The sequence below is a fragment of the Pseudoalteromonas sp. MER144-MNA-CIBAN-0113 genome (genome assembly GCF_040308965.1).
Taxonomy (GTDB): domain Bacteria; phylum Pseudomonadota; class Gammaproteobacteria; order Enterobacterales; family Alteromonadaceae; genus Pseudoalteromonas; species Pseudoalteromonas tetraodonis.
The window spans coordinates 1-26,058 of the sequence record NZ_JBEOOG010000054.1 but is presented as its reverse complement, the minus strand read 5'-3'; the positions used below and the strand labels follow the sequence as shown (position 1 = coordinate 26,058).

Annotated in this window: 27 protein-coding genes and 1 riboswitch; of the genes, 9 read left to right on the top strand and 18 right to left on the bottom strand. The window is 41.7% G+C overall.

Annotated features, from left to right (window positions below; translation table 11 throughout):
- Positions 1–281: 281 nt before the first annotated feature.
- Positions 282–827, bottom strand: a complete 546-nt coding sequence (gene orn / locus AAEY57_RS13695; RefSeq protein WP_008115490.1) for an oligoribonuclease — start codon at positions 825–827, stop codon at positions 282–284.
- Between the two features lie 122 nt (positions 828–949).
- On the opposite strand from orn, the gene rsgA reads away from it, so the two are divergent.
- Both rsgA and asd read left to right on the top strand, forming a co-directional pair.
- The gene (gene rsgA / locus AAEY57_RS13690; protein WP_350608063.1) at positions 950–2,008 is read left to right on the top strand and encodes a small ribosomal subunit biogenesis GTPase RsgA; all 1,059 of its coding nucleotides are present in this window, start codon (positions 950–952) and stop codon (positions 2,006–2,008) included.
- A gap of 14 nt (positions 2,009–2,022) precedes the next feature.
- Positions 2,023–2,889 carry an archaetidylserine decarboxylase gene (gene asd, locus AAEY57_RS13685; RefSeq protein WP_350608062.1) on the top strand — a complete coding sequence of 289 codons (867 nt, stop codon included), beginning with the start codon at positions 2,023–2,025 and terminating at the stop codon, positions 2,887–2,889.
- A gap of 109 nt (positions 2,890–2,998) precedes the next feature.
- Here the strand turns inward: asd and AAEY57_RS13680 are convergent, their stop codons facing one another.
- The 8 genes from AAEY57_RS13680 to AAEY57_RS13645 form a co-directional block, all read right to left on the bottom strand.
- Positions 2,999–3,754 (bottom strand): HesA/MoeB/ThiF family protein, encoded by a 756-nt coding sequence (locus AAEY57_RS13680; protein ID WP_350608064.1) that lies wholly within the window; start codon positions 3,752–3,754, stop codon positions 2,999–3,001.
- Between the two features lie 4 nt (positions 3,755–3,758).
- Positions 3,759–5,285 carry a thiamine phosphate synthase gene (thiE, locus tag AAEY57_RS13675; RefSeq protein WP_350608061.1) on the bottom strand — a complete coding sequence of 509 codons (1,527 nt, stop codon included), beginning with the start codon at positions 5,283–5,285 and terminating at the stop codon, positions 3,759–3,761.
- Between the two features lie 12 nt (positions 5,286–5,297).
- Positions 5,298–6,089, bottom strand: a complete 792-nt coding sequence (locus tag AAEY57_RS13670) for a thiazole synthase (protein ID WP_013463960.1) — start codon at positions 6,087–6,089, stop codon at positions 5,298–5,300.
- A gap of 4 nt (positions 6,090–6,093) precedes the next feature.
- A complete protein-coding gene (thiS, locus tag AAEY57_RS13665) occupies positions 6,094–6,288 on the bottom strand; it encodes a sulfur carrier protein ThiS (RefSeq protein ID WP_033104272.1) in 195 nt (64 codons plus the stop codon).
- Positions 6,289–6,295: 7 nt separating this feature from the next.
- Positions 6,296–7,297, bottom strand: coding sequence for an FAD-dependent oxidoreductase (locus tag AAEY57_RS13660; RefSeq protein WP_350608060.1), 1,002 nt, complete (start codon positions 7,295–7,297; stop codon positions 6,296–6,298).
- Between the two features lie 103 nt (positions 7,298–7,400).
- Positions 7,401–9,353: a phosphomethylpyrimidine synthase ThiC gene (gene thiC, locus AAEY57_RS13655; protein ID WP_350608059.1), complete on the bottom strand. Its 1,953-nt coding sequence runs from the start codon at positions 9,351–9,353 to the stop codon at positions 7,401–7,403.
- A gap of 142 nt (positions 9,354–9,495) precedes the next feature.
- A riboswitch (TPP riboswitch) is annotated at positions 9,496–9,602 on the bottom strand.
- A 100-nt stretch (positions 9,603–9,702) separates the two neighbouring features.
- Positions 9,703–10,101: an META domain-containing protein gene (locus tag AAEY57_RS13650; RefSeq protein WP_013463956.1), complete on the bottom strand. Its 399-nt coding sequence runs from the start codon at positions 10,099–10,101 to the stop codon at positions 9,703–9,705.
- Positions 10,102–10,227: 126 nt separating this feature from the next.
- The gene (locus tag AAEY57_RS13645; protein ID WP_008465083.1) at positions 10,228–10,626 is read right to left on the bottom strand and encodes an acyl-CoA thioesterase; all 399 of its coding nucleotides are present in this window, start codon (positions 10,624–10,626) and stop codon (positions 10,228–10,230) included.
- Between the two features lie 102 nt (positions 10,627–10,728).
- Here AAEY57_RS13645 and AAEY57_RS13640 point away from each other — a divergent pair, with 102 nt between their 5' ends.
- Positions 10,729–12,828, top strand: a complete 2,100-nt coding sequence (locus AAEY57_RS13640; RefSeq protein WP_350608058.1) for a TonB-dependent receptor — start codon at positions 10,729–10,731, stop codon at positions 12,826–12,828.
- 101 nt (positions 12,829–12,929) lie between these two features.
- Here the strand turns inward: AAEY57_RS13640 and epmA are convergent, their stop codons facing one another.
- A complete protein-coding gene (epmA, locus tag AAEY57_RS13635; RefSeq protein WP_350608057.1) occupies positions 12,930–13,904 on the bottom strand; it encodes an elongation factor P--(R)-beta-lysine ligase in 975 nt (324 codons plus the stop codon).
- Positions 13,905–13,964: 60 nt separating this feature from the next.
- Complete coding sequence (efp, locus tag AAEY57_RS13630; RefSeq protein ID WP_010390517.1) at positions 13,965–14,531, bottom strand: elongation factor P; 567 nt, start codon at positions 14,529–14,531, stop codon at positions 13,965–13,967.
- Positions 14,532–14,570: 39 nt separating this feature from the next.
- Between efp and epmB the strand changes: the two genes are divergently transcribed.
- Positions 14,571–15,584: an EF-P beta-lysylation protein EpmB gene (gene epmB / locus AAEY57_RS13625; protein WP_215521909.1), complete on the top strand. Its 1,014-nt coding sequence runs from the start codon at positions 14,571–14,573 to the stop codon at positions 15,582–15,584.
- Here epmB and AAEY57_RS13620 read toward each other — a convergent pair.
- Complete coding sequence (locus AAEY57_RS13620) at positions 15,581–15,790, bottom strand: hypothetical protein (RefSeq protein ID WP_024601670.1); 210 nt, start codon at positions 15,788–15,790, stop codon at positions 15,581–15,583. The genes epmB and AAEY57_RS13620 overlap by 4 nt on opposite strands.
- Before the next feature lie 116 nt (positions 15,791–15,906).
- Here AAEY57_RS13620 and AAEY57_RS13615 point away from each other — a divergent pair, with 116 nt between their 5' ends.
- Positions 15,907–16,197, top strand: coding sequence for a prephenate dehydrogenase (locus tag AAEY57_RS13615; RefSeq protein WP_350608056.1), 291 nt, complete (start codon positions 15,907–15,909; stop codon positions 16,195–16,197).
- Positions 16,198–16,252: 55 nt separating this feature from the next.
- Here AAEY57_RS13615 and AAEY57_RS13610 read toward each other — a convergent pair whose 3' ends face one another.
- Positions 16,253–16,738, bottom strand: coding sequence for a DUF3016 domain-containing protein (locus AAEY57_RS13610; protein ID WP_028834522.1), 486 nt, complete (start codon positions 16,736–16,738; stop codon positions 16,253–16,255).
- 251 nt (positions 16,739–16,989) lie between these two features.
- On the opposite strand from AAEY57_RS13610, the gene galE reads away from it, so the two are divergent.
- Positions 16,990–18,006, top strand: a complete 1,017-nt coding sequence (gene galE / locus AAEY57_RS13605) for a UDP-glucose 4-epimerase GalE (RefSeq protein WP_350608055.1) — start codon at positions 16,990–16,992, stop codon at positions 18,004–18,006.
- Positions 18,007–18,078: 72 nt separating this feature from the next.
- Here galE and zapE read toward each other — a convergent pair whose 3' ends face one another.
- Positions 18,079–19,188: a cell division protein ZapE gene (gene zapE / locus AAEY57_RS13600; protein WP_016900297.1), complete on the bottom strand. Its 1,110-nt coding sequence runs from the start codon at positions 19,186–19,188 to the stop codon at positions 18,079–18,081.
- Positions 19,189–19,246: 58 nt separating this feature from the next.
- Between zapE and rsuA the strand changes: the two genes are divergently transcribed.
- Positions 19,247–19,945 carry a 16S rRNA pseudouridine(516) synthase RsuA gene (rsuA, locus tag AAEY57_RS13595; RefSeq protein ID WP_008115462.1) on the top strand — a complete coding sequence of 233 codons (699 nt, stop codon included), beginning with the start codon at positions 19,247–19,249 and terminating at the stop codon, positions 19,943–19,945.
- 75 nt (positions 19,946–20,020) lie between these two features.
- Here rsuA and AAEY57_RS13590 read toward each other — a convergent pair whose 3' ends face one another.
- Together AAEY57_RS13590 and AAEY57_RS13585 are read right to left on the bottom strand one after the other, a co-directional pair.
- Positions 20,021–20,794, bottom strand: a complete 774-nt coding sequence (locus tag AAEY57_RS13590) for a YggN family protein (RefSeq protein ID WP_010390508.1) — start codon at positions 20,792–20,794, stop codon at positions 20,021–20,023.
- Positions 20,795–20,933: 139 nt separating this feature from the next.
- Positions 20,934–23,363, bottom strand: coding sequence for a zinc-dependent metalloprotease (locus AAEY57_RS13585; RefSeq protein WP_350608054.1), 2,430 nt, complete (start codon positions 23,361–23,363; stop codon positions 20,934–20,936).
- A gap of 154 nt (positions 23,364–23,517) precedes the next feature.
- Here AAEY57_RS13585 and AAEY57_RS13580 point away from each other — a divergent pair, with 154 nt between their 5' ends.
- Positions 23,518–24,486: a class 1 fructose-bisphosphatase gene (locus AAEY57_RS13580; protein ID WP_008115459.1), complete on the top strand. Its 969-nt coding sequence runs from the start codon at positions 23,518–23,520 to the stop codon at positions 24,484–24,486.
- A gap of 113 nt (positions 24,487–24,599) precedes the next feature.
- Here AAEY57_RS13580 and AAEY57_RS13575 read toward each other — a convergent pair whose 3' ends face one another.
- A complete protein-coding gene (locus tag AAEY57_RS13575; RefSeq protein ID WP_008115457.1) occupies positions 24,600–24,926 on the bottom strand; it encodes a hypothetical protein in 327 nt (108 codons plus the stop codon).
- Positions 24,927–24,969: 43 nt separating this feature from the next.
- Here AAEY57_RS13575 and AAEY57_RS13570 point away from each other — a divergent pair, with 43 nt between their 5' ends.
- Positions 24,970–25,320: a DUF5522 domain-containing protein gene (locus AAEY57_RS13570; protein WP_350608053.1), complete on the top strand. Its 351-nt coding sequence runs from the start codon at positions 24,970–24,972 to the stop codon at positions 25,318–25,320.
- A gap of 1 nt (position 25,321) precedes the next feature.
- Here AAEY57_RS13570 and AAEY57_RS13565 read toward each other — a convergent pair.
- Positions 25,322–26,058, bottom strand: a 737-nt coding sequence (locus tag AAEY57_RS13565) for a sulfurtransferase (protein WP_350608052.1), incomplete at its 5' end; no start/stop codon positions are given.

Below are 26,058 nucleotides of genomic sequence, written 5' to 3'. Positions count from 1 at the left end.
GTCGCGCTCTACCAACTGAGCTAGTGCCGCATTCAAAATAGTCAGTAATTTGTCCGTTGGTGCGCGACAGGTCGCGTTCAACATTCTGGCAACTGAGCTAGTGCCGCATTCAAAATAGTCAGTAATTCGTCCGTTGGTGCGCGACAGGGCGCGTTCAACATTCTGGCAACTGAGCTAGTGCCGCATTCAAAAGTCAAAGCTCAAACACACTAACCCCGCGGGGGTTATCGTCTTGAGCGGGGCAGGATTCTACAATAATTAGGGTGCTTTGCAAGTATTTTTTATAAATTAAAAAACTTTTCTCGGTAAACCTTTAATTCCATAATCGAATCTTTAATGTCGTCTAACGCTAAATGTGACCCTTTTTTATTCACTTGAGCCAATACATCTGGTTTCCAACGACGAGCAAGTTCTTTAATGGTACTTACATCTAAATTACGGTAATGAAAAAAGTCTTCAAGCTCACGCATATACTTATTCATAAAACGACGGTCTTGGCCAATCGAGTTACCACACATAGGTGAAGCACCCGCTGGCACCCATTGCTTTAAAAACGCGAGGGTTTGTTCCACGGCATAAGCTTCATCAAACGTGCTTGCCTTACAGCGAGCCGTTAATCCAGATTTGCCATGCTGAGTTGTACACCACTCATCCATGCCATCAAGTAGTTCATCACTTTGATGAATGGCAATGGTTGGGCCTTCGGCTAATATATTCAGATCAGCGTCAGTGACAACAGTTGCAATTTCAAGTATTTTGTCAGTCTCTGGTTCAAGTCCGGTCATTTCCAGATCGAGCCAAATTAAATTTGATTTATTAATAGTCATAATTACCTTAAACGGTGCTTTTCTTTAGATCCAACGCATTTCGATATATCATATTAGCATCAACCGTCGAGCTAAAGCTTTTTTTGGCAAACTCGGCATTTAACTCAGGTTATAGGCCTCAAGTGGCAAAACAGAAAAAATTAAGTAAAGGCCAATCCCGTAGGATCAAGGCTAATCATCAAAAGCGCTTATCGAATGCCGATACAAAACCGGCAAAAGTCGGCGCGCAAGAATGGCAAACAGATAATTTAGGTCAAGTGGAAAATGCGATTGTTATTAGCCGCTTTGGACAACATGCCGATGTAGAAACACAAAACGGTGATGTATTACGTTGTAATATTCGTCGTACCGTATCGAACTTAGTTTGCGGCGATGAAGTATTGTTTCGCCGTGCAAAAGTAAGTGAAGGTGATTTAGCGGGTGTTATTGAAGCAACTCAAGAGCGCCGTTCACAACTCACGCGCCCCGATTTTTATGATGGGGTTAAAGTGATTGCCGCTAACATTGATCAAATTTTAATGGTTTCAGCGGTACTGCCAGAGTTTACCCCGAGCATTATTGACCGCTATTTAATTGCCTGTGAAGACATGGGTATCGAACCCATTTTAGTACTGAATAAAATTGATTTAGTTGATGAAGCTGGTTTAAACGAAATACAACAAATCCTCGACATTTACCGTAAGCTTAATTATCAGGTGCTGCTAGTTAGTAATATAACTGGCGAAGGCATTAATGAGTTAAAAGAAGTACTTGCGGGCAAAAATAATATTTTTGTTGGTCAAAGTGGCGTGGGTAAATCTACCTTAGTTAACACTGTACTGCCGGATGCTGAAATTTTGACTAAAGAAGTATCTGAAAACAGCGGGCTTGGCCAGCACACCACCACGGTATCGCGTCTTCATCATTTACCGAGTGGGGGTAATTTAATTGACTCACCGGGAATTCGTGAATTTGGCCTATGGCATTTAGATGTTGAACGCGTCACTTGGTGCTTTAAAGAATTTAGAGAATTTATAGGCGGATGCCGGTTTAGAGATTGTAAACATTTAAACGATCCGGGCTGTATAATTAAACAAGCGGTAGCCGATGGCGATATTTCAAAATTACGCTTTGAAAGCTACCACCGTATTTTAGAAACCATGGCCGATGGCCGTGCAGGCGCTCGTGCGCCCCGCGTATAATAAGGGAATAACCTGTGAGTTTAGATAAATTTAAAATCGCCATGCAGTATGCCATGCCAAAACACTTTATTTCTCGTGTGGTAGGTAAACTTGCTGCAGCAAAAGCCGGTGCGTTAACAACCACATTAATTAAATTATTTATTAAACAATATAAAATAGATATGAGCGAAGCTAAATATTCAGATCCGGCTCATTACAAAAGCTTTAATGAATTTTTTACCCGTCCGTTAAAAGACGGTGTGCGTCCTATGGTTGAAGATGAAGAAATTATTATTCATCCAGTAGACGGCGCAATTAGCCAACTAGGCGACATTGTTGATGGTCAAATTATTCAAGCTAAAGGCCACGATTACAGCTTACAAGCATTGTTAGGTGGATCACAAGACGACACAACCCCGTTTTTAGGCGGTAAATTTGCAACTATTTACTTGGCACCAAAAGATTACCACCGTATTCATATGCCAATTGATGGCACGCTAAGCAAAATGATTTATGTACCGGGCGATTTATTTTCAGTAAACCCACTTACCGCTCAAAACGTACCAAATTTATTTGCCCGTAACGAGCGTGTAGTGGCTATTTTTGAAACTGAAATTGGCCCGCTAGCTATGGTTTTAGTAGGCGCAACCATTGTTGCCAGCATAGAAACTATTTGGGCTGGCACAGTGACTCCACCAGCTGGCAGTGATGTGTTTAGCTGGAACTACCCAACTAAAGGCGAAAACGCGATCACCCTTAAGAAAGGGGAAGAAATGGGTCGCTTTAAATTAGGCTCAACGGTTGTGCTCGCATGGGGTGCGAACAAAGCAGAAATATTAGACGATCAACTCCCAGAGGTAGTTACTCGTTTAGGCACTGCCTTTGCAAAAATTGATGATTAATAGGTAGTGTCAGTTCGAGCTTAAAAAAACACCGCATTTATTTTCAATAACCGCGGTGTTCTTTTCTTGTAGACGGAGAGCTTACTCACGTTAAAAGCCAAGCTTTTCATTACTCATACTTGCCACACTCTTTACACGCTAAATCCTTAGTCATCTTAAAATGCTGTTGCTTTAAGCTTAATGCGTCAAACGTTATAAACACATTCCCCTTAAAATGACCTAACAACATATTGAGGGTTAATTGTGCCTGCATTGACCCAACAATCCCAAGTAAAGGGCTAATTACCCCGGCATTACTACAATTTATAACCGGTGCATCGCTACTTTGAGGGAAAACACAGCCGTAACATGGACTGTCACTTTGTCTAAAATCAAAACCCATTAATTGCCCTTGAGTTGCCAGCGCAGCCCCTGTAATTAAGCGAGTGTTATTAGCAATGCAATAGAGATTAACCGAATAACGGGTACTAAAGTTATCAGAGCAATCAAGCACTATGTCGGCGTTTTTTAAGAGTAACGCACTGTTGGTATCATCCAGCTTTTGAGTGTGGGTTATTATATTTATTTGATTGTTAAGGCTCGCAAGCACTTTTCCAGCCGCGCGAACTTTGTTTTGCCCCAAATGATTTACTTTATAGAGCACTTGGCGCTGCAAGTTAGACAGTTCAACTACATCGTCATCAATTAAAATAAGCGACCCAATGCCAGCTGCCGCTAAATACAGCAGCGCAGGACTACCTAAGCCACCTGCACCAACTACGGCAACCGTTGAGCGTTTCAGCGTTAACTGCCCTTCAAGCCCCACTTCATCAAGTAATATGTGGCGGCTATAACGCAAGATTTCTTTGTCATTTAACGTTTGCAACGTATCAGTCATGTTTCGTATTAATCGCGGTTTGCAGTGATCTAATTGCTGAAACATGATCAGGCGCTTCACTAATGGCACGTACCACAGCTACGCTACCAACCCCCGTATTTGCTACTTCAGTTGCGCGGCTTAAATCAATACCGCCAATAGCGACTGTAGGATAACTTTGCATAAGCGGTACAAATTTATTGAGCTTTTCAAGCCCTTGTATTTGTCCTGTCATATCTTTGGTCGTCGTTGGGTAAATAGCACCAAACGCCATGTAGCTTGGGCGATAATTATGCGCGCGTAGCATTTCATAAAACCCATGGGTAGAGAGACCAAGTCGCAGGCCTGCTTCTTTTATAGCAACTAAGTTTGCACTCTCTAAGTCTTCTTGCCCTAAATGCACCCCATAGGCGCCATGTTTGATGGCAAGTTGCCAGTAATCATTTATAAATACCTGCGCATTATACTGCTCACCCAAGGTGACCGCTTTGGCAATCAGTTCATCTAGCTCACTCTGCGTTTTATTTTTAACGCGAAGCTGAGCTGTTTTAATTCCTTGCTGTAAGCACTTTTCTAGCCATTCAATGCTATCAACCACGCCATAGAGGCCAAGCTTTTTACTTTCACAGGCTGCAAAATCAGCAGCTATATTAAAATCAAGCGGCACATCAAAATCCAACTCATCACCTAACCAGCTACCCGGCTCAATCACCTGAGGGTAATGCGCTAAATCTGTAGGAAACTGCGTTTGTGCGACCGGCCCTATGCCCTCGCCATAGCGAACTGATTGCTTTAAACCTTGGTTTATATAGGCTTTAGCTAAAATAAACGCATCTTTTAACGGGTAGTCTTTTGCAAGACACGCAGCAATTACCGACGCCATACTGCACCCTGTACCATGGCTATGAGGAACTTGAATTTTTTCATTACCTAGCCAATAGTCTTCAGCGTTTTGTGTGCAGTAATCAATGCAATACCCACTTGGGTAATCCCAATGTCCGCCTTTAATCACCACCGCTTTTGCGCCCCACGCCATCAGCTTACTCGCCGCTTCTTTAATCGCTGCAGGGCCAATTAAATACACACCCGTTAATAACTGGGTTTCGTGGGTATTTGGGGTAATTACATCCACCAGCGGTAGTAAACATTCTTTTATCGCACTTACGGTGTCTTCTTCTGTTAGTAAGTCACCGCTTGAGGCAATAGCCACAGGGTCATACACAATAACCGGCGGGGTTGGCCATTTGGCTTTGTAATGGCTTATGTGCTCACTAATTAACTGAATTTGCTGCACATTGGCAAGCATACCAATTTTTATCACTTTGGCTTTCATGTCTTTTTCAAGTGCAAGCAACTGGGACTCAATAATATCGGTAGACACTGCATTAATGGCCTCTACACCTAAGCTATTTTGAGCGGTAAGCGCGGTGATTGCTGTACAAGCATGCACACCAAAACTTTGCATTGCCTTAATATCGGCTTGAATACCCGCGCCGCCGCCAGAATCAGAGCCAGCAATTGTCCACACTACGTTTGTCATATTTTTATTTCCTTACTGCTGATGCCAAAATGGCATACCCATTGTTGGGGTTGAGGGGGTTGCAACGTCTTTTTCGGGCATTGCTTTGGCATTGTATGCAAAACGCCCTGCCTCTACCGCAGCTTTAAATGCACGGCTCATAGTCACTGGGCAACCCGCCCCTGCAATGGCTGAATTTAATAATACCGCATCATACCCTAATTCAAGTGCTTGGCAGGCATGCGATGGTAAACCTAACCCGGCATCAACAATTAATGTTGTATTAGGCAGGCGTTCTCTAATGGTTTTTAAATTATAACTATTTAACAATCCTTTACCGGTGCCAATAGGCGCGCCCCACGGCATTAGCACCTCACAGCCTAATCCATTCAAGCGCTGACACAGCACTAAATCATCAGTGCAATAAGGTAGTACTTTAAACCCATCATCAATCAATATTTTTGTGGCTTCAAGTAATGCAAATGGATCGGGCTGTAAATTATAGTCATCGCCTATTAATTCAAGTTTTATCCAATCGGTAGCAAATACTTCTCGGCACATTTTAGCTAGGTTAATAGCCTCTTTGACGCTGTGGCATCCGGCAGTATTAGGCAGTATTTTTAAACCGGTGTTTTTGATTAATTGCCAAAAATCATTCCCTGCCGCCGCGTTTTGTTGTCGCCTAAGTGATACGGTGACTATCTCAGCACCTGAGGCTTTAATTGATTGCGTCATTATATCTGGTGACGGATATAACGCAGACCCAATTAACAAGCGACTATTGATTGGCTCACCATAAATTGTTAAACAGTCTTTGCTTTGCATAGCACTATCCACCTTGGATAGGTGACAATAACTCAATACTGTCACCTTCATTTATAACAACATGGCTATGGCGACTCTGAGGAATAAACTCTCCATTTACAGCCACGGCATAAGGCGCCATTGCGCCCACGTTTTTTACTATTTCTAGCAGCGCATGGCTAGTCACATTTAAAAGCTCACCATTAATTGTAATGTTCATTTAATACTCACTCTATTTGCGATAATGCTTGTGCCACAAGCGCGGGTGCCAACATATAGCCGTGGCGATACAAGCCATTGATACTGATAACCTTGCTCGTTTTTTTTACCTGTGGGCGATTATCGCTAAACGCTGGGCGTAAGCCTGTTTGAATATTTAATAATCGCGCTTCGGCAAAGCCACTGTGAACAGTGTAGGCCGCCGATAATAGTTCAAGGGTTGAGCGCACAGTTGCAGGACCTGTATCTTGCGATTCGATCTCCGTTGCCCCTATGACATATTCATGATTAGGTTTAGGTGCAATATAAATAGGGTAACGCGGATGCATTAACCGCACAGGCCGCGTTAAGTTAACCTCAGGGGCATATAACCTTGCCACTTCCCCGCGCACGCCTCGAAGTGGCTGATCTTGTTTGGCTCCAAGCCCTCTGCAATCAATAATGTAATCAAACTCTCGATTATTCACTTTATTATCAAAGATGCTGGCGCGTTGATTAAACACAAACTTTACTTTGCGCTTATTTAGCAACCTAAAGCTGGCTTTATAAAAGGCTTGGTTATCTATTTGCGCCTCACCGGGTAAAAATAGCCCTTGATTAAAACGCCCTGTAAGCTCAGGTTCTAAATCCTCTATTTGCTGCGTATTAACCGCTTTGGCACTAAAATTTAGTAACGGCTTTATTCGCTGTGCAAAACTTTGTAAGTCACCTTTATCCTGCGGGTGAGCAACCACTAAGGTGCCCTGCTGTTGAAAGAACACCTCACTGTTTAACTCATCTAAAATAGCAGGCCAGCGAGCAATAGAATCTACTCCCAATAGCGCTAAATCATGTTCACACATAACCGATTCAGCTAGCGGTGCCAGCATAGCCGCCGCCACTTTACCCGCACTATTTTGGGTATGCTCATCATCAGCTTCAAATACAGTAATACGGTGTTGCTTACTTAATTCAAGCGCCGCCAACCGCCCTGCTAAACCAAAGCCCACCACAGCAATGTCATAAAACATAAACACTCCTACATTTAGCTGCGAGCTGCGGGTCTCTGGCTTCGAGCAACAAGATGTTAAGATAAACATTTCGCTACTCGATGCTCGCAACTCGCAACCTATTTTATATTGCTTTATGGTAAATCTCTGAGCCTGTTTGCTTAAACTCTTCAGATTTAGCTTTCATCTCGGCCTCTACATCAACCATTTTGATTTCAATGGCATCACCCACGTTATTAGGATCAATACCGCGCGCTTCTAGATCTTTGGCGTAGTCGCGTACTTCTTGGGTTATTTTCATCGAACAAAATTTAGGGCCACACATGGAGCAAAAGTGGGCTACTTTTCCTGATTCTTGCGGCAGTGTTTCATCATGATATTCACGAGCGCGAACAGGGTCTAAACCAATGTTGAATTGGTCGTGCCATCTAAATTCAAAGCGTGCTTTTGATAAAGCATTGTCTCGCTCTTGTGCACCGGGGTGACCTTTGGCTAAATCGGCGGCATGAGCGGCAATTTTATAGGTGATAAGGCCTTCTTTAACGTCTTCTTTATTTGGCAAACCTAAATGTTCTTTCGGTGTTACATAACACAGCATGGCACAGCCATACCAAGCTATTTGCGCAGCCCCAATCCCTGAGGTTATATGGTCGTATCCCGGTGCAATATCTGTGGTGAGTGGGCCTAAGGTATAAAAGGGCGCTTCGTCACAATGTTTAAGTTGCTCTTCCATATTGGCTTTGATCATATGCATAGGCACATGCCCAGGGCCTTCTATGAACACTTGTACATCATGCTTCCAAGCTATTTTAGTCAGTTCGCCTAAGGTACGAAGCTCACTAAATTGCGCTTCATCGTTAGCATCAGCAATAGAGCCTGGGCGAAGGCCATCGCCTAGTGAGAAACACACATCGTATTGTTTTAAAATTTCACAAATATCTTCAAAGTGCGTGTATAAAAAGTTCTCTTTATGGTGCGCTAAACACCATTTGGCCATAATAGAGCCACCGCGCGATACAATGCCTGTTACGCGTTTTGCTGTCATAGGCACATAGCGCAGCAGTACACCAGCATGAATAGTAAAGTAGTCAACTCCCTGTTCTGCTTGTTCAATCAGGGTATCGCGAAATATTTCCCAGGTGAGGTCTTCTGCTACGCCATTTACTTTTTCAAGGGCCTGATAAATGGGTACAGTACCAATAGGGACTGGCGAATTACGCACTAGCCATTCGCGGGTTTCGTGAATGTAACGCCCAGTTGATAAATCCATTACGGTGTCGGCACCCCAACGGCTTGACCACACCATTTTTTCAACTTCTTCTTCGATAGATGAGCCCACTGATGAATTACCAATATTGGCGTTAACTTTAACTAAAAAGTTGCGACCAACAATCATAGGTTCGGTTTCTGGATGATTAATATTGTTAGGTAAAATAGCGCGACCACGCGCTATTTCAGCACGCACAAATTCAGGAGTAATAAACTCAGGAATACTCGCCCCAAACGATTCCCCTTTATGTTGTGCCGCGAGAAGCTCTTCGCGTATTTGTGCACGCCCCATGTTTTCACGTATCGCTACATATTCCATTTCTGGGGTAACTATCCCTTGGCGGGCATAATGCATTTGGGTGACATTTTGACCCGCTTTTGCACGGCGAATTTTTGGTAAATGCTCAAAGCGAATATGATCAAGCCCATCGTCAGCCATACGCTGCTGCGCAAACTGTGAGGTAACTGACTCAAGTACTTCAGTGTCACCGCGGCTTTCAATCCACTGCTCACGGTATTTATCAAGCCCTTTACGTACATCTAATTCAAAATTAGGATCGGTATACGGGCCAGATGTATCGTAAACACGCAGCGGCTCATTCGACTCATACACGGGGTTTTCATCTGTGCCACCTATGAATGTATCGCTTAATGTTATTTCGCGCATACCCACACGCACGCCTTGCAGGCTTCCTTCAACATACACTTTATGAGAGCTTGGAAATGGTTGACCCGTTAGGTTATAAATATAGTCAGATGCAGCAGCACGAGTTTCTCGGCGCGACGATTTGTTTGTAGTGTTTGACATGACTTACCTCATTGCTTAAGGGTTGTCTTGCCAGATATTCCGATGGAATAGAGAAAGATCGTAAAGTAGCTTTATGCCACTTTGCAGCCTAAATTGACGGGTTTGATGTTGTTGTACGCATAAAAAAAGACGCACAAGCGTCCCGTTTAGGCAGCTTGTTCCCTACGCAGGTATTAACCTGATCAGGTTCACGGATCCCGCTTTCGCGATCTCAGCCTAAATAAAACTTAGGCACTCCGACAAGTAGTTAAATTGTTCGTTGATTTGATAATGTTTTAATCAAATCTGCTATGAGTGTACGCCAGTTGAAAATTCCCTGCAAGGGGCTGTTTTTCAAAATGTGTAAAATTTACTTAGGGATAAACACAAATTTTTGCTCGCCCTGCATCACCAATTTTTGGTCTTGCAGGTTAAGCTCGGCACCTTGCTTAAGCGCTTGTAAAAACTGCTGTTCAAACTCATCCAGTTCAGGGCCGCATGATTTGCGTGTCATACCTAATTTACTTACGCTCAAGCTGCTATCTTCAAGCGAACCTTCACCAAAAAACTTATTGCATCCGGCAAAGCCATTTATTTGTAGCGCTTCTATAAAGCTCATTGATGCTTTAAAAGATGCGGGAATGGCCAAACCATCAACCTTTGATAATTGCCATTGTGTATATTTTAGCTGCTCAGTGGTAACTGTCCCTGTTGATGCGCAACCAACACATAAACCGATTACAAGCATCGGTATTGCTGCTAATTTCATGTTACTACTAACTTATTGTCTAATTAGTGTAATAGTATCAATATTTGTCAGGTTTATCCGTTAAAAATGCATGTTTTAAATGTAAATTTTTGTTCTAAGCTAGTTTAAAAGCAGTGCTATTTGGAATTATGCAATTGCTTGGAATAAGTTATCTATCTGTGGTGGTAAAAATGGACGACCTTTCTCGTTAACCGACGTACCTATTACTAAGGCATTGAGCATCACTTTTTCGTCTAATTTGCGAACTACCGTTTGTTTAAACGCAAATTTAAGGCGACTAATGCGTACAGGCTCTACTGCTACATAAAATTCATCCGCTGGCTTTAAAGACTGCTTGTAATCCATTTCACTGCGAAGTACCACTAAGTTAATTTTATCTTTAGCAAGTTGTGCAAAATCAACACCCTGTGCGTATAAAAACTCATGACGAGCGTGCTCAAGATAATTAAAATAAACACTATTATTTACAATACCTTGTAGGTCACACTCGTAGTCACGCACTTTAAAGTCTACTTTAAAGGTCATATTAGTAATCCAAATTATTTAACGTATAATTGCCGCGTTTATAGCACAAGTGTTGAAATAATTGCTACCATACAAGTCCCTAAAATGGAGTTAAGTAACCTAATGAATTTACGTTTGTCTTTAATTACAGCCACGTTATTACCACTATTCGGTGCCCCAATCTACGCCAATGCAGATGACACCGACCTAGAGAAAATCATTGTTACTGGTGACTTTCAAAAAGAAAGCATTCAAACGTTAAGTGCCAGCGCAAGTTTATTTTCTGAAGATGAAGTAAATCTCAGAGGGGCTACTTATTTAGATGAAATGCTAGCAAGCGCTGCAAATGTGAATTTTGCTTCAGGCGCCTCGCGCGGACGTTATATTCAAATTAGAGGGGTGGGACTTCGTTCACAATTCGTCGACCCAATTAACCCATCTGTCGGTTTAGTGATTGACGGTATAAATTATTCTGGCCTTGGTGGCAGCTCATTATTATTTGATATTGACCAAGTAGAAATTTACCGTGGTCCACAAGGTACACGTTTTGGCGCCGATGGCATGGCGGGTATGATTCAAATGCAATCAGCTAATGCAACCAGCGATCCTAGTTTAAAATTACATTTAGGTGCTGGCACTTATAACAGCCATGAAGCAGGCGTTGCTGCTAGCACAGGTTTAACCGATGATACCAGTGCACGCGTTAGCTACTTTCGCAGAAAATCTGACGGTTACGTAAACAACCTCTATTTAAATGATGAAACACAAAACCAAGATGAACAAGTTGCCCGCTTTAAATTAAATAGCCAACTCACAGCTCATTTAAATTCAGAGCTAAACCTGCACTATATCGATGTCAATAACGGTTATGATGCATTTACCCTTGATAATTCTCGCAACAGTCTTGCTGATCAACCGGGCGAAGATAACCAACAAAGCTATGCTGTTGGCCTTAATAATACTTACACCGGTTTTGACGCCTTTGATGTCAGCTTAAACCTTTCAGCCATTGATACTGAGCTTTTTTATAGTTTTGATGAAGACTGGGTATGTAACGATACAAGTAAGCCGCAATTATGTGCTTCCGGTCTGCACCCAGATGGTTATAGCTCAACAGATATTTATAGCCGCGATCGTGATGATCAAGCGCTCGATCTGCAGTTTAATGGCAAAACAGGTAATTGGGTGGCGGGTATTTACTATCAAAACCGCGATGTTGACCTTGAGCGTCAATATACATGGTTAGCCAATCCATTTGCCTCAACCTATGAAACCAATAACATGGCAGCTTATGGCCAATTAGCCACAGCAATAGGCCCAAAAACTACGCTTATTACCGGTTTACGTGTTGAGCAATATCAAGGTGATTACACCGATAGTAACGGTTTTATTGAAGAAACTGACGATATTATGCTCGGTGGTAAAATTGCACTTGAATACCAAGTTATTGACCGTACCATGATTTATACCAGTATCACGCGCGGTTACAAAGCTGGTGGTATTAATTCAGAAGCGCTAGCAAAAGCAAAAGATGAAGGTTTAAGCTTAGATGCTGATTTTTTCAAACAGCATACCAGCTTTGATCCAGAGTACTTGTGGAGTGGTGAGTTTGGCGTTAAAGGTTCATCGCTAGATGACAAGTTTACCCTGCGCTTAGCGGCGTTTTATATGCACCGTGACAATATTCAATTAAAGTCGTGGCAAGTATCAGACCAACAATTTACCGGTTATGTCGCCAATGCCAGCTCTGGCAGTAACTATGGCCTTGAAATTGAAGGCAGCTATCAACTAACACCAAACTTATTTATTACCGGAAGTGCCGGATACTTAGACACTAAAATTAATGACTTTGTTACTAAATCTGGTTTAAATCAAGACGGTCGTGAGCAAGCACAAGCGCCTAAATATCAATATGCATTTAGTGCACGCTACAATGTTACTGATGAGTTATATGCTATGTTAGGTGTTGAAGGTAAAGATGATTATTACTTCTCCGATAGCCATAATGCACAAGCTCCAAACACAAACTTAGTGAATGTAAGCCTTGGTTACGAAGCCGATATGTGGGCTGTACGCGCATGGGCACGTAATGTGTTTGATGAAACCGTTCCAACTCGCGGTTTTGAATTTGGCAACAACCCGTTAGATGGTTACGCAACCCAAACTTACACACAATTAGGCGAGCCTCGCGTAGCCGGTGTTACGTTTACGCTTAATTTGTAATACTGCGACCAGTTGTCAGTTCGAGAATAAAAAACACCGCGTTTAATGCAAACGCGGTGTTTTTTTATCTGATAGCTGACCGCTTTAAGCTATTAGCTGCTTTAAGCTCTTGCCACATCAAACGCAATCACCTCTTTTATTTTTTGCTTATTGGTTGCTAGCATCACTAATCTATCAATTCCCAATGCAACCCCCGCACATTGCTCTAAACCATGCTCTAATGCGGCAATTAAACGCGTATCCATAGGTACTTGTTTTAAGCCACTAGCAGCGCGGTAGGCGTTATCTTGGTTAAACCTTTTTGCTTGCTCTTTGGCATTGGTGAGTTCATTAAAGCCGTTGGCTAACTCCATATTTTTATAATAAAGCTCAAAGCGCCCTGCAACTCGCTGATCGTGTTCACAAATTTGTGCAAGTGCCGCTTGCGATGCGGGAAAGTGATACACAAAACAGGGGATGTCTTGACCAATAGTCGGCTCTACTTTCATACAAAATAATAATTGCAGTAAGGTATCTTTATGAGTCTCGTTTTTAGCAATATCAGCAAAGCCATGTTCGCATGCGAGTTGTTGTAACTGCGTGATAGAGGCAGTTAATGGATCGACCCCTAGCGTGCGTTCAAATGCGTGTTGGTAGGTAATCCGCTCTGCAGGCGCAACCTCAAGAATAAGCTGCATCAATTCATCTATTTCATCCATTAAAGCAAATTCGTCAAACCCAGGACGATACCATTCGAGCATTGTAAATTCAGGGTTGTGATGACTGCCCGCTTCTTCATTTCTAAATGCCTTACAAAGCTGGAAAATAGCGCCTGAGCCGGCCGCTAACAAGCGTTTCATCGCAAACTCTGGAGATGTTTGCAAAAACAGGGGAAGCCCACCAGCATGACCTGGGCCGACAAATGTAGTATCAAAGCTGGCTAAATGCACATCGGTTACACTGGCAGCACTTAAACTTGGTGTTTCGACTTCCATTACATTACGAGCATAAAAGAATTCACGAATGCTGCGCATAATCGCTGCTCGTTGCTTGAGTGTATCTATGCTGGCACTCGGCGCCCAAAGATCTGCTGACATATTTTCTCCAAAAAAAATCCCAGCTTAAGCCGGGATTTAATTAATAAGGCGTGTTACAGCTTACTTAACACGGCTTACGTATTCACCATTACGAGTGTCTACTTTAATTACTTCGCCAATTTGTACGAATAATGGAACACGAACTACAGCACCTGTGCTAAGCGTTGCTGGTTTACCACCCGTGCCTGCTGTATCACCTTTAAGGCCAGGGTCGGTTTCAGTGATCTCAAGCTCAACAAAGTTTGGTGGAGTAACAGCAATTGGGCTGCCGTTCCATAATGTGATAGTACATACATCGTTTTCAACTAACCATTTGCCAGCATCGCCCAGTGCTTTTTCATCAGCAGCGATTTGTTCAAATGTTTCGTTGTTCATGAAATGCCAAAATTCACCGTCTGTGTATAGGTACGCTAAATCGGTATCCATTACATCAGCACCTTCAACCGATTCACCCGATTTAAAGGTTTTTTCAAGTACCTTGCCAGAGATAAGCTTACGGATACGAACACGGTTAAACGCTTGGCCTTTACCCGGTTTTACCATTTCATTTTCTAAGATACTGCAAGGTTCGCCGTCCATCATAATTTTTAGGCCGCCCTTGAACTCGTTGGTGCTATAATTCGCCATCGTTTCCTCTATTTATATTTTCGAGTAATCTACGTGCCAATGATACAAAGAAATGAAGCAAATTTGCATAAAAACTGGCAAAAAGAATTAGCAAATGTAGTTACCTGCCCAAAAGTGTTGCTAGAAATGGTTGGTTTATCGAGCCAAGTCCATGAAAACGACATAAAAGCTCGTAGCTTGTTCCCTGTTCGTGTGCCATTGCCTTTTATAAAAAAAATTCGTCACGGCGATGCAAATGACCCTTTATTGCTGCAAGTTATGCCCCGCCATCAAGAGTTTTTAACTAAATCGGGGTTTAATAAAGACCCGTTACTTGAGCAAGATAACAATCAACCGGGTCTGTTACATAAATATAAATCGCGTGTTTTAGTCATGTTTAAAACCGGTTGTGCTGTAAATTGCCGCTACTGCTTTAGACGCCATTTTCCTTATCAAGAAAACCAACTGAATAAACGTAGTCTTATTGATGCATTGAGCTATATAAAATCGGATAAAAATATTAACGAAGTGATTTTAAGTGGTGGCGATCCACTAATGGCCAAAGACGATGCTATTAGCTGGTTTTTAGATGAGCTTGAGCAAATACCACAAATTAAACGCATGCGCATACACAGCCGCTTGCCTGTGGTTATTCCTGCACGTATTACTGAACAATTATGTGAAAGATTAGCAAAGTCACCATTAAAAATTATATTCGTTAATCATATTAATCATGCAAACGAAATAGATAATGACTTTAAAAATGCCATGAACATGCTCAAAAAAGCAGATGTGCTACTGTTAAACCAGGCGGTTATTTTAAAAGATGTGAACGATAACGTTGATGCACAAATTAACTTAAGTGAAGCGTTATTTGATGCAGACGTAATGCCTTATTACTTACACTTACTGGATAAGGTTGAAGGCGCAAGTCATTTTGATATAGATGAGGCGCAGGCCATAAAAATAATGGCAGAGCTTTTAGAAGCCCTGCCTGGATTTTTGGTGCCTAAACTAGTTCGGGAAATAGGAGGTCAAAAAAGTAAAACCCCTATCGACCTCAAATTAGTTTAAACATAAACGTTTACATTATTCCCAAGTGTTGCAGTGACCGACTTAGCCGGTGTTTGCGCACTTGAAGATTGTGTAGCACCTTCAATAAGTGCCAGTGCAGCGGCACCATCAGCTTGCTGTTGCTTTTTAGATAAAGCAGCAGTTAATACTTCTGCGCCTTGGCCTGCACCAGGCATTGTAGGTAGATTTCCACCTGATATATTCATAACTCACACCTGACTTTTAACTGTAATACACGTATTATAGTCGCTGAATTGGTAAATTACTTTACCAACCCACTTAAGTATTTATCGGCAACATTGCACTAAGCTTTAGGAAAACCATGGATTCTATAATTGAACAACTCAACGCCAACTTAAAAATTGTTTACCGTCAGGCACTTGACGCTGACAAAAAACTCGATGAGTTACAACAGCAAGGTCACGGAAAATTTAAAGCCTTATTTGCCGAGGACGCTGGATTTAGTTTCGAAGCTAAACGTTTTAAGCCTTACGTGTTAGACGTTGCCGCTGATGTAGAAAGCTTATCGAGCGACGGTTTGGATGAAAAAAAACTAAAACAAGCGGTTATTAAACTACAAAATTTACTAACGCTGTTAGCGACCTTTAAATAAAAATTAGCGACTTCTTTGCAAAGCATCTACCAAAGTAGATGCTTTGCATTATTAGCTAGATACGCGGTAAAATTTGCTCACCAAACCACTCTGTTAATAAGCGTTTTTCATAGTAAAATGCTTCGTCTCGACCCATTTTAATTTTATCCATAAAGCCCATATCTTTTAAGCTCACGTTGTCTTCTTGTGCGACAACACCACTTTCATTACTGAGCACATAGTTAAATTCAATCCGTGGAAAGTGAATGGGTTTAACCACCCGAATTTCGTTAACACCGCCATAGCGCACGTCACCAGCTAAATCTAAATCGGTTACTTCAATTTTTAAACTATAATTTTTAGGAAGCTGCTCACTGAGCTTTGCAAAGTGCTCATCAATATTTTTGGCAATTTGCTTATGGTATGAGCCTTTAGTTTGGTTTGATGGGCGTACATCGCGATAATCATTAAAGTCATGCCATTTAACTTGTGCCTCACCCGCGCAAACAACACTCGGTAGTGCAATAAATATCAACATTGCTATTTTTTTAACTGAGTTCATACGTTTCTCCAACGAGTATGCTGATCATTATAATCAACTAAATATTTTACAAATTGCTATACCTTACTTTAGCAATTACATATGAACTATAACTTAATCTTTCTACTGCGGTGTTATTAAAATTGCACAAAATGTAATCAAAAGTACAGCTTGCGATGTTACGATTGCAAAACAAACAAAATAATACATGTAAAAGCTCAGTATTTATGGTGAAATTAACTTAATTGAACAGAGGTTTCCAAGGAGCATTCATGGCAATTTTAGTAACCGGTGGCGCAGGCTATATTGGCTCACACACCGTTTTAGAACTTTTACAGCAAGGCAGCGACGTTATCGTGATTGATAACTTAAGTAACTCCTCTGAAGAGTCACTTGAAAGAGTGAAAAAAATAACTGACAAAGCAATTACTTTTTATCAAGGTGATATTTTAGATAAACCCTTTTTAGACTCGGTATTTGCCAAGCATACCATTGAAAGTGTGATTCATTTTGCTGGCCTAAAAGCCGTGGGCGAATCAGTCGTAAAACCCATTGAGTATTATCAAAATAATGTACAAGGTACACTAACACTGGTTAATGCTATGCGTGATGCGGGTGTATTCAAACTGGTATTTAGCTCATCCGCCACTGTATACGGCGACCCTGCAAGCTTACCAATACGCGAAGACTTCCCCGTTGGCGGTACAACCAATCCATATGGTACGTCTAAACTAATGGTTGAAATGATGTTGCAAGATATCGCTAAATCAGATGAGCGCTTCGCGTTTGCTATTTTGCGCTACTTTAATCCTGTCGGTGCACATGAGTCAGGTTTGATTGGTGAAGACCCTAATGGTATTCCTAATAATTTATTGCCTTTCATTTCACAAGTTGCGGTTGGCAAATTAAAGCAACTTGCTGTATTTGGCGACGATTATGATACGGTTGATGGTACTGGCGTTCGTGATTACATTCACGTTGTAGATTTAGCCCTAGGGCATTTAAAAGCACTTGATAAAATAGCCGCAGAAACCGGTGCGCTTGTTTATAACCTTGGTACAGGTAACGGCTATTCAGTATTACAAATGGTCAATGCGTTTATTAAGGCTAGCGACCAAGCAATCCCTTATGCGGTGTCACCTCGTCGCCCAGGTGATATTGCAGCCTGTTATGCTGCGCCAGAAAAAGCCCTTAGTGAACTAGGTTGGCAAGCTGAGCGTGGTATTGATGTCATGATGCAAGATACTTGGCGCTGGCAATCAAATAATCCAAATGGATATAAGTCATAAAGGCTTCTTTAAGTTATCAGCTTAAAATTAAAACACCGCATTTAAATTAAATGCGGTGTTTTAATGTTGTACTTACCAATTTTGCATTTCTACAATCCGTGACTGGGTTCGCGCATATTCAAAACTTAACTTTTTACCTTGGTATAACTCGTTTATGTCGGCCTGGGCATTAATTACTAGTAATTTGTGGCAATCGTAAAACTCATCGACTAAGGCAATAAAACGCCGTGCTTCATCATCAAGAGTATGCTCATCCAATTGCTGCTTTTCTCGCTGATAGCTATCTTCTATACCATGCACAATAACCTTACCGGTTGCCTCTTTTCCCATTATTGGCACATTCGCGATATATACTACCGAAAACTGTTCTGCTAAAAACATATAGTCATTGGCGCTGCGAGGACCTGCGCACAGTGCCATAAAATCAATCAGTAGTGCATCGTTAGTTTTTAATAAATAGGAGAGTGCTCGGCCATGCACAGTCATTGTATTATCACGCGTTGCTTGAGGGTATGCGGATAAAAACCCAGCCTCAAATTCCGCGTGGGGCAAGTTAATAAAATAATGACGACTGCTTCTACCGTACCTGAAGCGGTGGTCTTCCTTCCCCGCTACGTTAATTACATGACAATGCGCATTTATTAAATCGATAGTTGGTAAAAATCGCGAGCGTTGCAAACCGTTGTAATAAAGTTGCTCGGGTTTTGCGTTAGAGGTTGCGACTAGTACCACGCCTTGTTCAAACAAAGCGTTAAATAACCGAGCCATGATCATGGCATCACCAATATCACTAACAAAAAACTCATCAAAGCACAGTACCTTTATCTCTTTGGCCCACTGTTTAGCAATTATTTGCAGCGGATTTTTATCCCCTTGTAACTTGGCTAGTTGAGCATGAACTTTTTCTATAAAATGATGAAAATGCAGGCGCTGCTTTTTCTCTGTGGGTAAGTTTTCATAAAATAAATCCATCAACATAGATTTACCCCGACCAACAGGACCGTATAAATATACCCCTTTAATTAACCGTGCTTTTTGCCACCAGCTTGTTGGCTGATTTAATTGCTCACTCAAAGACTGTAACGCACTCACGGCTTGGTGCTGCGCCGCATCAAAAACAAGCTCTCCTGATGAAACTTTGCGGTGGTACAGGCTTAAAATTTCTGTGCTGGGCTCTGTCATGGTATTTCACTATCCGCTATACTCGCGGCCATTGTAGCCGACTAAAAATGTGAACAACATGAAATTTCCTTGCCGTTTAGATAAATTTATTAGCCATTTAGCAGAGTTACCACGCTCAAAAGCCCGTGCGGCAATAAAAAGCCAAGCGGCTAGCGTTAATGGCGAGGTGATCACGGCATTCGACTTTCAAGTTACTCAACAAGATGACGTGCTGTTTTATGACGAGCCATTAGTTTTTTTAGGTAAACGCTACTTTATGCTCAATAAGCCGGTAGGTTATGTATGCGCTAATTCGGATGAGTTACACAAAACCGTATTTGATTTGCTTGATGAGCCAAACATGGCCGATTTTCACATTGCTGGGCGTTTAGACATAGACACCACTGGCCTAGTGCTTATTACTAATGATGGCGACTGGTCACACAAAATTACCTCGCCTAAAAAGAATAAATTTAAAACCTACTTGGTTGAAACTCAAGAGCCGATTACCGATGATGCACTGCAGCAATTACGCGACGGTGTGCAGCTTCACAATGAAAAAGATTTAACTCGCCCAGCTATTGCTGAGCGCTTAGGGAATTATGGTTTACGCTTGTCTATTTCTGAGGGTAAGTATCACCAAGTAAAACGTATGCTAGCAGCGGTAGATAACAAGGTAGTTGAATTACATCGTGAACAAATTGCGGGTATAAAGTTAGGTGAAGATTTGGCTGCAGGTGAATACCGCCCATTAACTGCCGCAGAGATAAAACTGTAAGGTTGTTTAGGTATTAGGAAAACAGCTTCAAACTGACCGCAGCCCTTTCTGAAACCTGACGCCTAAAACCTGCTCTTATGATTTAATCTGCACTAAATCAAAGTCTGTCATCCCGGGTACAATGGCTTGTAGGCGAGACTCTGTAATATCTAGAGAATTTAAGCATTCACAATATTCAGAGGCTTTAAGTTCTAATTGGTGGGCTTTTTTCTGCAACGACTTATCGATTTCTTTGGTGATGATATCCATGCGTTGCCCCATGTCGTTCATGCGGTCTTCTATATTGCCTTCTCGAGATTTAAACGCATCCCCGAGCGACATTAAAATAGCACCCAAAGAGCCATGTACTGCAGAGTGTATTTTTTGGCTAATTTCTTTAGTAAAAAAATCATCAATTTGGGAAAGCGATTGAGGGGCTATAAAAAAGAAGTCGTCGCCACGTTTAAACTTATCCATAAGTGCGCGCTCTACATATTGTAATTGCGTTTTTAGCACTTCGGGTTCTTTATCTGACATGCCCTCAACAACATGCTCAATAGCACTGAGTCCTAGGTTAACGCCATCGGTTGCTAAATCGACCAACTCAGGAACTGTTTGACGAATACCATTGCTAAATTGTTCTAGCACTTTGCTTTCGTCGGTGCTTAAATCGACCCAGTAGCCTCGAATAAACAATTGATTATTATTGTTAATTTGCACCCTGGTTTGGCCTTTATCAACAATACGGATCACATCATCGGTAATAATTAAACCATGACGAAGTTCAACATCACATTGTTTTTGTGCGATTGCATTGGAGCTTAAAAGTGCCATTGATAACGCCAATATCGAACGAGATAAAAACGCCATAAACACCTCAAAAAGACTAAAATAGGGGGTGGCTAGATTAACAAAAAACCAACTTTATGCAAGCAAAAGTAACACCCTAAAAACAAGGCACCATGAAACGTAACGTTTACACAGCGCCTTTATCCTCTGGCTTGTACTATTAAATAGGTGAGCCTGGTGGTATTGGCAGGGCTTTAAAATTGTCAGGCCACAGCCCTGTTGTTAAAAACTGATTAATTTGCGACGCTAAATAATTTTTAAATGCACTGTCACCCACTTCAGGATGGCCTAGCAAAGAATGCTGATTAAACTCATCAGCAAGCTTGCTTAAATAGAAATGTAGTTGCGCTTGCACTTCAGGGCTTAAAACGTCGTTAGCCACAAGATCAGCCATAGTTTTTGCCGTTAAGTACTGTACTCGTTGTGTTACTTTTCCTGTCATGGTGGCAGGTGCTGATACATTAAACACCTGTTTGTTTAACTGTTTAAGTAGCTCATCTAGGCTATAAAAGCGGTTATCTCGTGCTTGTTGCTGCGCTAATCGATTTAATCGTTGAGCATTAAGTAATAGCGATAGGCTATGCTGCGCTGCCACTTCAGGTAATGCAAGTGCATCCATAGTTAAGCCGGTACGACCCACTATACTTTCTCGTGATTTAGACTCGCCATACGCCTTTGGTACAATCAAAGAAAGTATCGACTCTGGTAGCGTTAAATTACTTGCTTTTAGGGTGGCTAAAATAGCATTAACGGCTTGTTGCTGAGCCTCTTTAGTTACAACTTGGGCGCCTTTAACGGGTGCGTCACTACGAATTTCATAGTCATAATCAACGCCCGCAATAAGCTTTGCAACCGCTTCAACTTGATAACGGTGGAACAAGTAAAGTGGCACTAGCTTTTCTTCTAACTGCGACAGTGCAACCCCAGTTTTTATATTGTTAATACCAAACTGCCCGAGCGCCTGCTTTCGCACATCAAGTACTCTAAGTAATTCTTCACTTGGATTACTGCCATTATCCCAAAGATGCGCTGTAGGGTGCGCACCACCTTTGGCACGGGCATCACTGTCAGAAATAAACGCTAAACCTTGTGCTTTATTTTGCTGCAAAATAGCAGCGAGTGCTTCGCTTTCATCTTGGCCGGTAAAATCACTGTAGCCATATTTAATCACTTGCGTATCCCATGCGCCCATGCCTTTAGCATAACCTTGAGATACATCTAACTGACCATTATCTGCAAAGCTCAATAACGGATGCGGATAATCCATCACCGAAGCTCGATTATTTACTGACGCAGCAAAGTTGTGCGCAATACCTAGTGTATGACCAATTTCATGAGCACTGAGTTGACGAATACGATCAAGTGCCATTGCATGTAAAGTACCTGCCACTTCATTGCCTTTTAAATAAGGCGCAGCGAGTGATTCAGCAATAAGGATATCTTGACGCACTCGCAGCGACCCTAGTGTCACATGGCCTTTAATAATTTCACCTGTACGTGGGTCTATAATTGAACTGCCATAAGACCAACCTCGGGTTGCACGATGCACCCATTGAATAACGTTGTAGCGCACATCCATAGGATCAGCATTATCTGGTAGCACTTTAACTTTAAAGGCATTTTTATAGCCTGCTGCATTAAAGGCGTCATTCCACCATTGCCCGCCTTCTAATAAAGCCGTTTTTACTGGTTCAGGTACCCCTGGATCTAAGTAATAAACAATAGGCTCTACTGGCTCACTAACTGCTAGGCTTGGATCTTTTTTTGCTAAACGATGACGCGGAATATAACGCACGTACATAGACTCATCGAGCCCTGCTGCATAATTTTTATGCTCCACACTCCAATAACCCGATTGCGGGCTAAATTTACGAGGTGTGTAATTATCATCAGGCAATTGAATAAGTGAATGGTGCATGTGCACACTCAAAGCGTAAGGATCAGCACTCACTTGGCGAACGTATTTACCTGGTTTAGACCCTTTAAAGGTGAGAATGGCTTCAAGTTCAGTATTTTTCAAAAATGCTTTTGAGCGATTCATAAATACCGCACTGCGTGACTCATCAAGGCTAAACTGCCCTTGCTTGCGCGCAGCTAAAGTACGGCTTACGCCATGTACGTCACTCAGTAAATAAGGGGTGTAATCTATTAATGCAGCATTGGCATCTTGAGCGACAACTTTAAAACCCGCCAAAATGCTGGATGCAAACGCTTCTTTAACGCTTTGCTGCTCTGCTATATTACTCGTGTTTGCACGGTAGTAAGTATTTACGGCACGTAACATCACCTTGTTGCCAAAGCGCTCAAACTGTACCAAATAGGTACCGCCTAATTGGCCTCTATCTAAACCAATATCGTTAGACCCTACTCCATAAGGTAAGCTGTGTTGTAATAAAAATTGTTGTTCAAGTTTATCGACCTTTAAATACACATTGCCGTTTTGCGTATCGTAAAAGAAAGAAAAATAACCCGGGAAATGGTTCATTTTTTCAGTAAATTCGTCAATAGACTTAATTGCTGCGTGCGCTTGGGTTATCATACAGAGCAGCACAGTAAAGAGTATGTAACTTAATCGTGATATTTTTTGCATAATCTTATCTTTGTTATTAGCGTTTTAAATGCGATGTAGGTATCCCATTATAGGGGGTTATTTATACAATACAGTTATTTAAGACGAATTTCAGCGCTCTAAACTAATCTCTCTCACATTATGATTAGTTTTAACACGTTATCAGGAAAAAAGAATGCGTAGACTCCCACCAGTATTACTAGAAGATGGCTGTTCAAGAGAACTTTTGTCGTTAATTCGTACTATTTTAGCGGCATGTAAAGAAATTTCATTTCGCGTCGGTCAAGGTGAATTATCGGGCGTATTAGGCTCAACCCTCGATGAAAACATTCAAGGCGAAACACAAAAGAAACTCGATGTACTGTCTAATCAGTTATTAAAAGATATATTGCTGGAGTCAGGCACAGTTAAAGCGATCGCCTCTGAAGAAGAAGATTATACCGTTGCCGGTAACCCAGATGCTGAGTACATTGTTGCATTTGACCCACTTGATGGCTCGTCAAATACCGATATTAACTCGCTAGTAGGTACTATATTTTCTATTATGAAAGCGCCGGTGGGCTCAGATGCTGCTGATGAAAAGATTTTTATGCAACCTGGGCATCAACAAGTAGCCGCAGGTTACGTACTGTACGGGCCATCGACCATGCTTGCGCTAACAACGGGTAAAGGTACACGCATGTTTACCTTAGATAAAACCCAAGGTAGCTTTTTACTTACCCAAGATTTTGCCGCTATTCCTGCTAAAACCAATGAATTTGCAATTAATGCCTCAAACCAGCGCCACTGGGAACCGGCGATGCAAAACTACATTAACGACTTACTTGCGGGAGATACAGGCCCTCGTGCTCAAAACTTCAATATGCGTTGGATTGCTGCAATGGTTGGCGATGTGCACCGTGTACTTAGCCGTGGTGGCTTATTTACTTACCCAACTGATACTAAAGATCCTAATAAGCCTAATAAACTGCGTTTACTTTATGAAGCAAACCCAATGGCAATGCTAGTAGAGCAAGCAGGTGGTATTGCTTCAACAGGCACTGAGCGTATTATGGATATTCAGCCTGATGCCATCCATCAGCGTGTTGCGGTTATTTTAGGCTCTAAAGACGAAGTAGAAACTTGCTTGAGCTATCATAAGTAAACTTTAAGAACAGGTTTTAGGTTTCAGTTGTCAGCTAGAGATTAGCCCAGTAGTGGTTACTAACATCTGAAAACTGTTGCTTAAAACCTTTCATACTTTCTGATAACCACCTGCTACTGTTGTAACAGCTTTAACAACTGTGCGAGCTTTTGATGAGTCAACTCGCCCATTTGCTCGCTATTACTTAGCGCGTAAATAACGCCTTCATGCTCAGCGCAATTTATGTCATCTCGCGACTCAATAACATTTGCCCATAGCTGTAAATCGTCAATATCAATTTCTTTATTGAAACAACGCGTAAGTACATTAATTAGTACAGGCTTTGTGAGTGTGTACAGGTAGATTTTATTGCTTGCTGCGGTTGAAACAATCACACTAATGGCACTATCTCTTTGCTCGCCAAATGTAATAAATTCAGCCAATGCTTTTTGTATATTCATAATGTTTGTTATTCTTGCTGCTCTACTGTTAATAAGACCTAAAATGACCCAGATAAACTGCAGCCAATGTAATACAAAGCTTAACTGTAATGTTAATGATATAACCGCATGTTGGTGTTATCAGTTACCCGCTATTTTACCACTCGATGATACAGCAACTAGCTGCTTATGCCGATCATGTACTCTTGCTAAAATAAATAGCTATTTAGAGACTATATACACCCAACCAATAAAAGCTCAAATCGCTTTTGCTAAACAATTTAGAAGCCATGATAATTTAATTGAAGGGTTAGATTACACCATGCAAAATAGTTACATGGTGTTTAGTAAGTGGTATTTTTTAAAGCGTGGTACTTGCTGCAAAAATGGTTGTAAAAATTGCCCTTATAGCTAAATTAGCCACACACAGCAATAGGCAGTGAGTTATCAGCGCCCCATTCACTCCACGAGCCATCATACACACTTAAATTACTATAGCCGCATTCATCGGCAAACAGCGCAAGCGCACAGGCAGTAACACCAGAGCCACAGCTAAATTGTAAGTGGGTTGCATTACCGACTAATTCACTAAACTTTGCCTGTATAAAGTCGAGTGATTTTGCTTCACCATTTTCTAATAGACTAGTTAAAGGTAGCGAATAGCTATTAATAATATGGCCGCTGCGCATTCCGGCTCTTGGCTCACTACTTTTGCCGGTAAAGCGCTCATAAGCGCGTGCATCTAAAATAACTGTATTGGCATCCTCAGTAGCACTTAGCACCTGTTTTTTATCAATAAAGTAATCAGGCCGGTATTGAGCAATAAAATCGCCTTTTAATGATGCTTGTGTATAGTTTGATTCAACCGGAAGCCCGAGTTCAAGCCACTTGGCTAAACCGCCACTGAGGACTTTTACGTTATCAAACCCCATGGCTTTAAACATCCACCAAGCTCTAGCTGCACTGAATAACCCTGCATCTTCATAAATCACCACAAGTGAATCGTGATTCACTCCCGCTTTTTGCATCACTTGAGTAAATTGTTCTGCACTACACAAGGTATTAGGCAATGGGTTTCGGAGTTTTTCAAGGTAGTTGTCCGATTTTCCCGTTTTATGCTGCTGCCTGAGCCTGCACGATTTCCCGCTCCGGA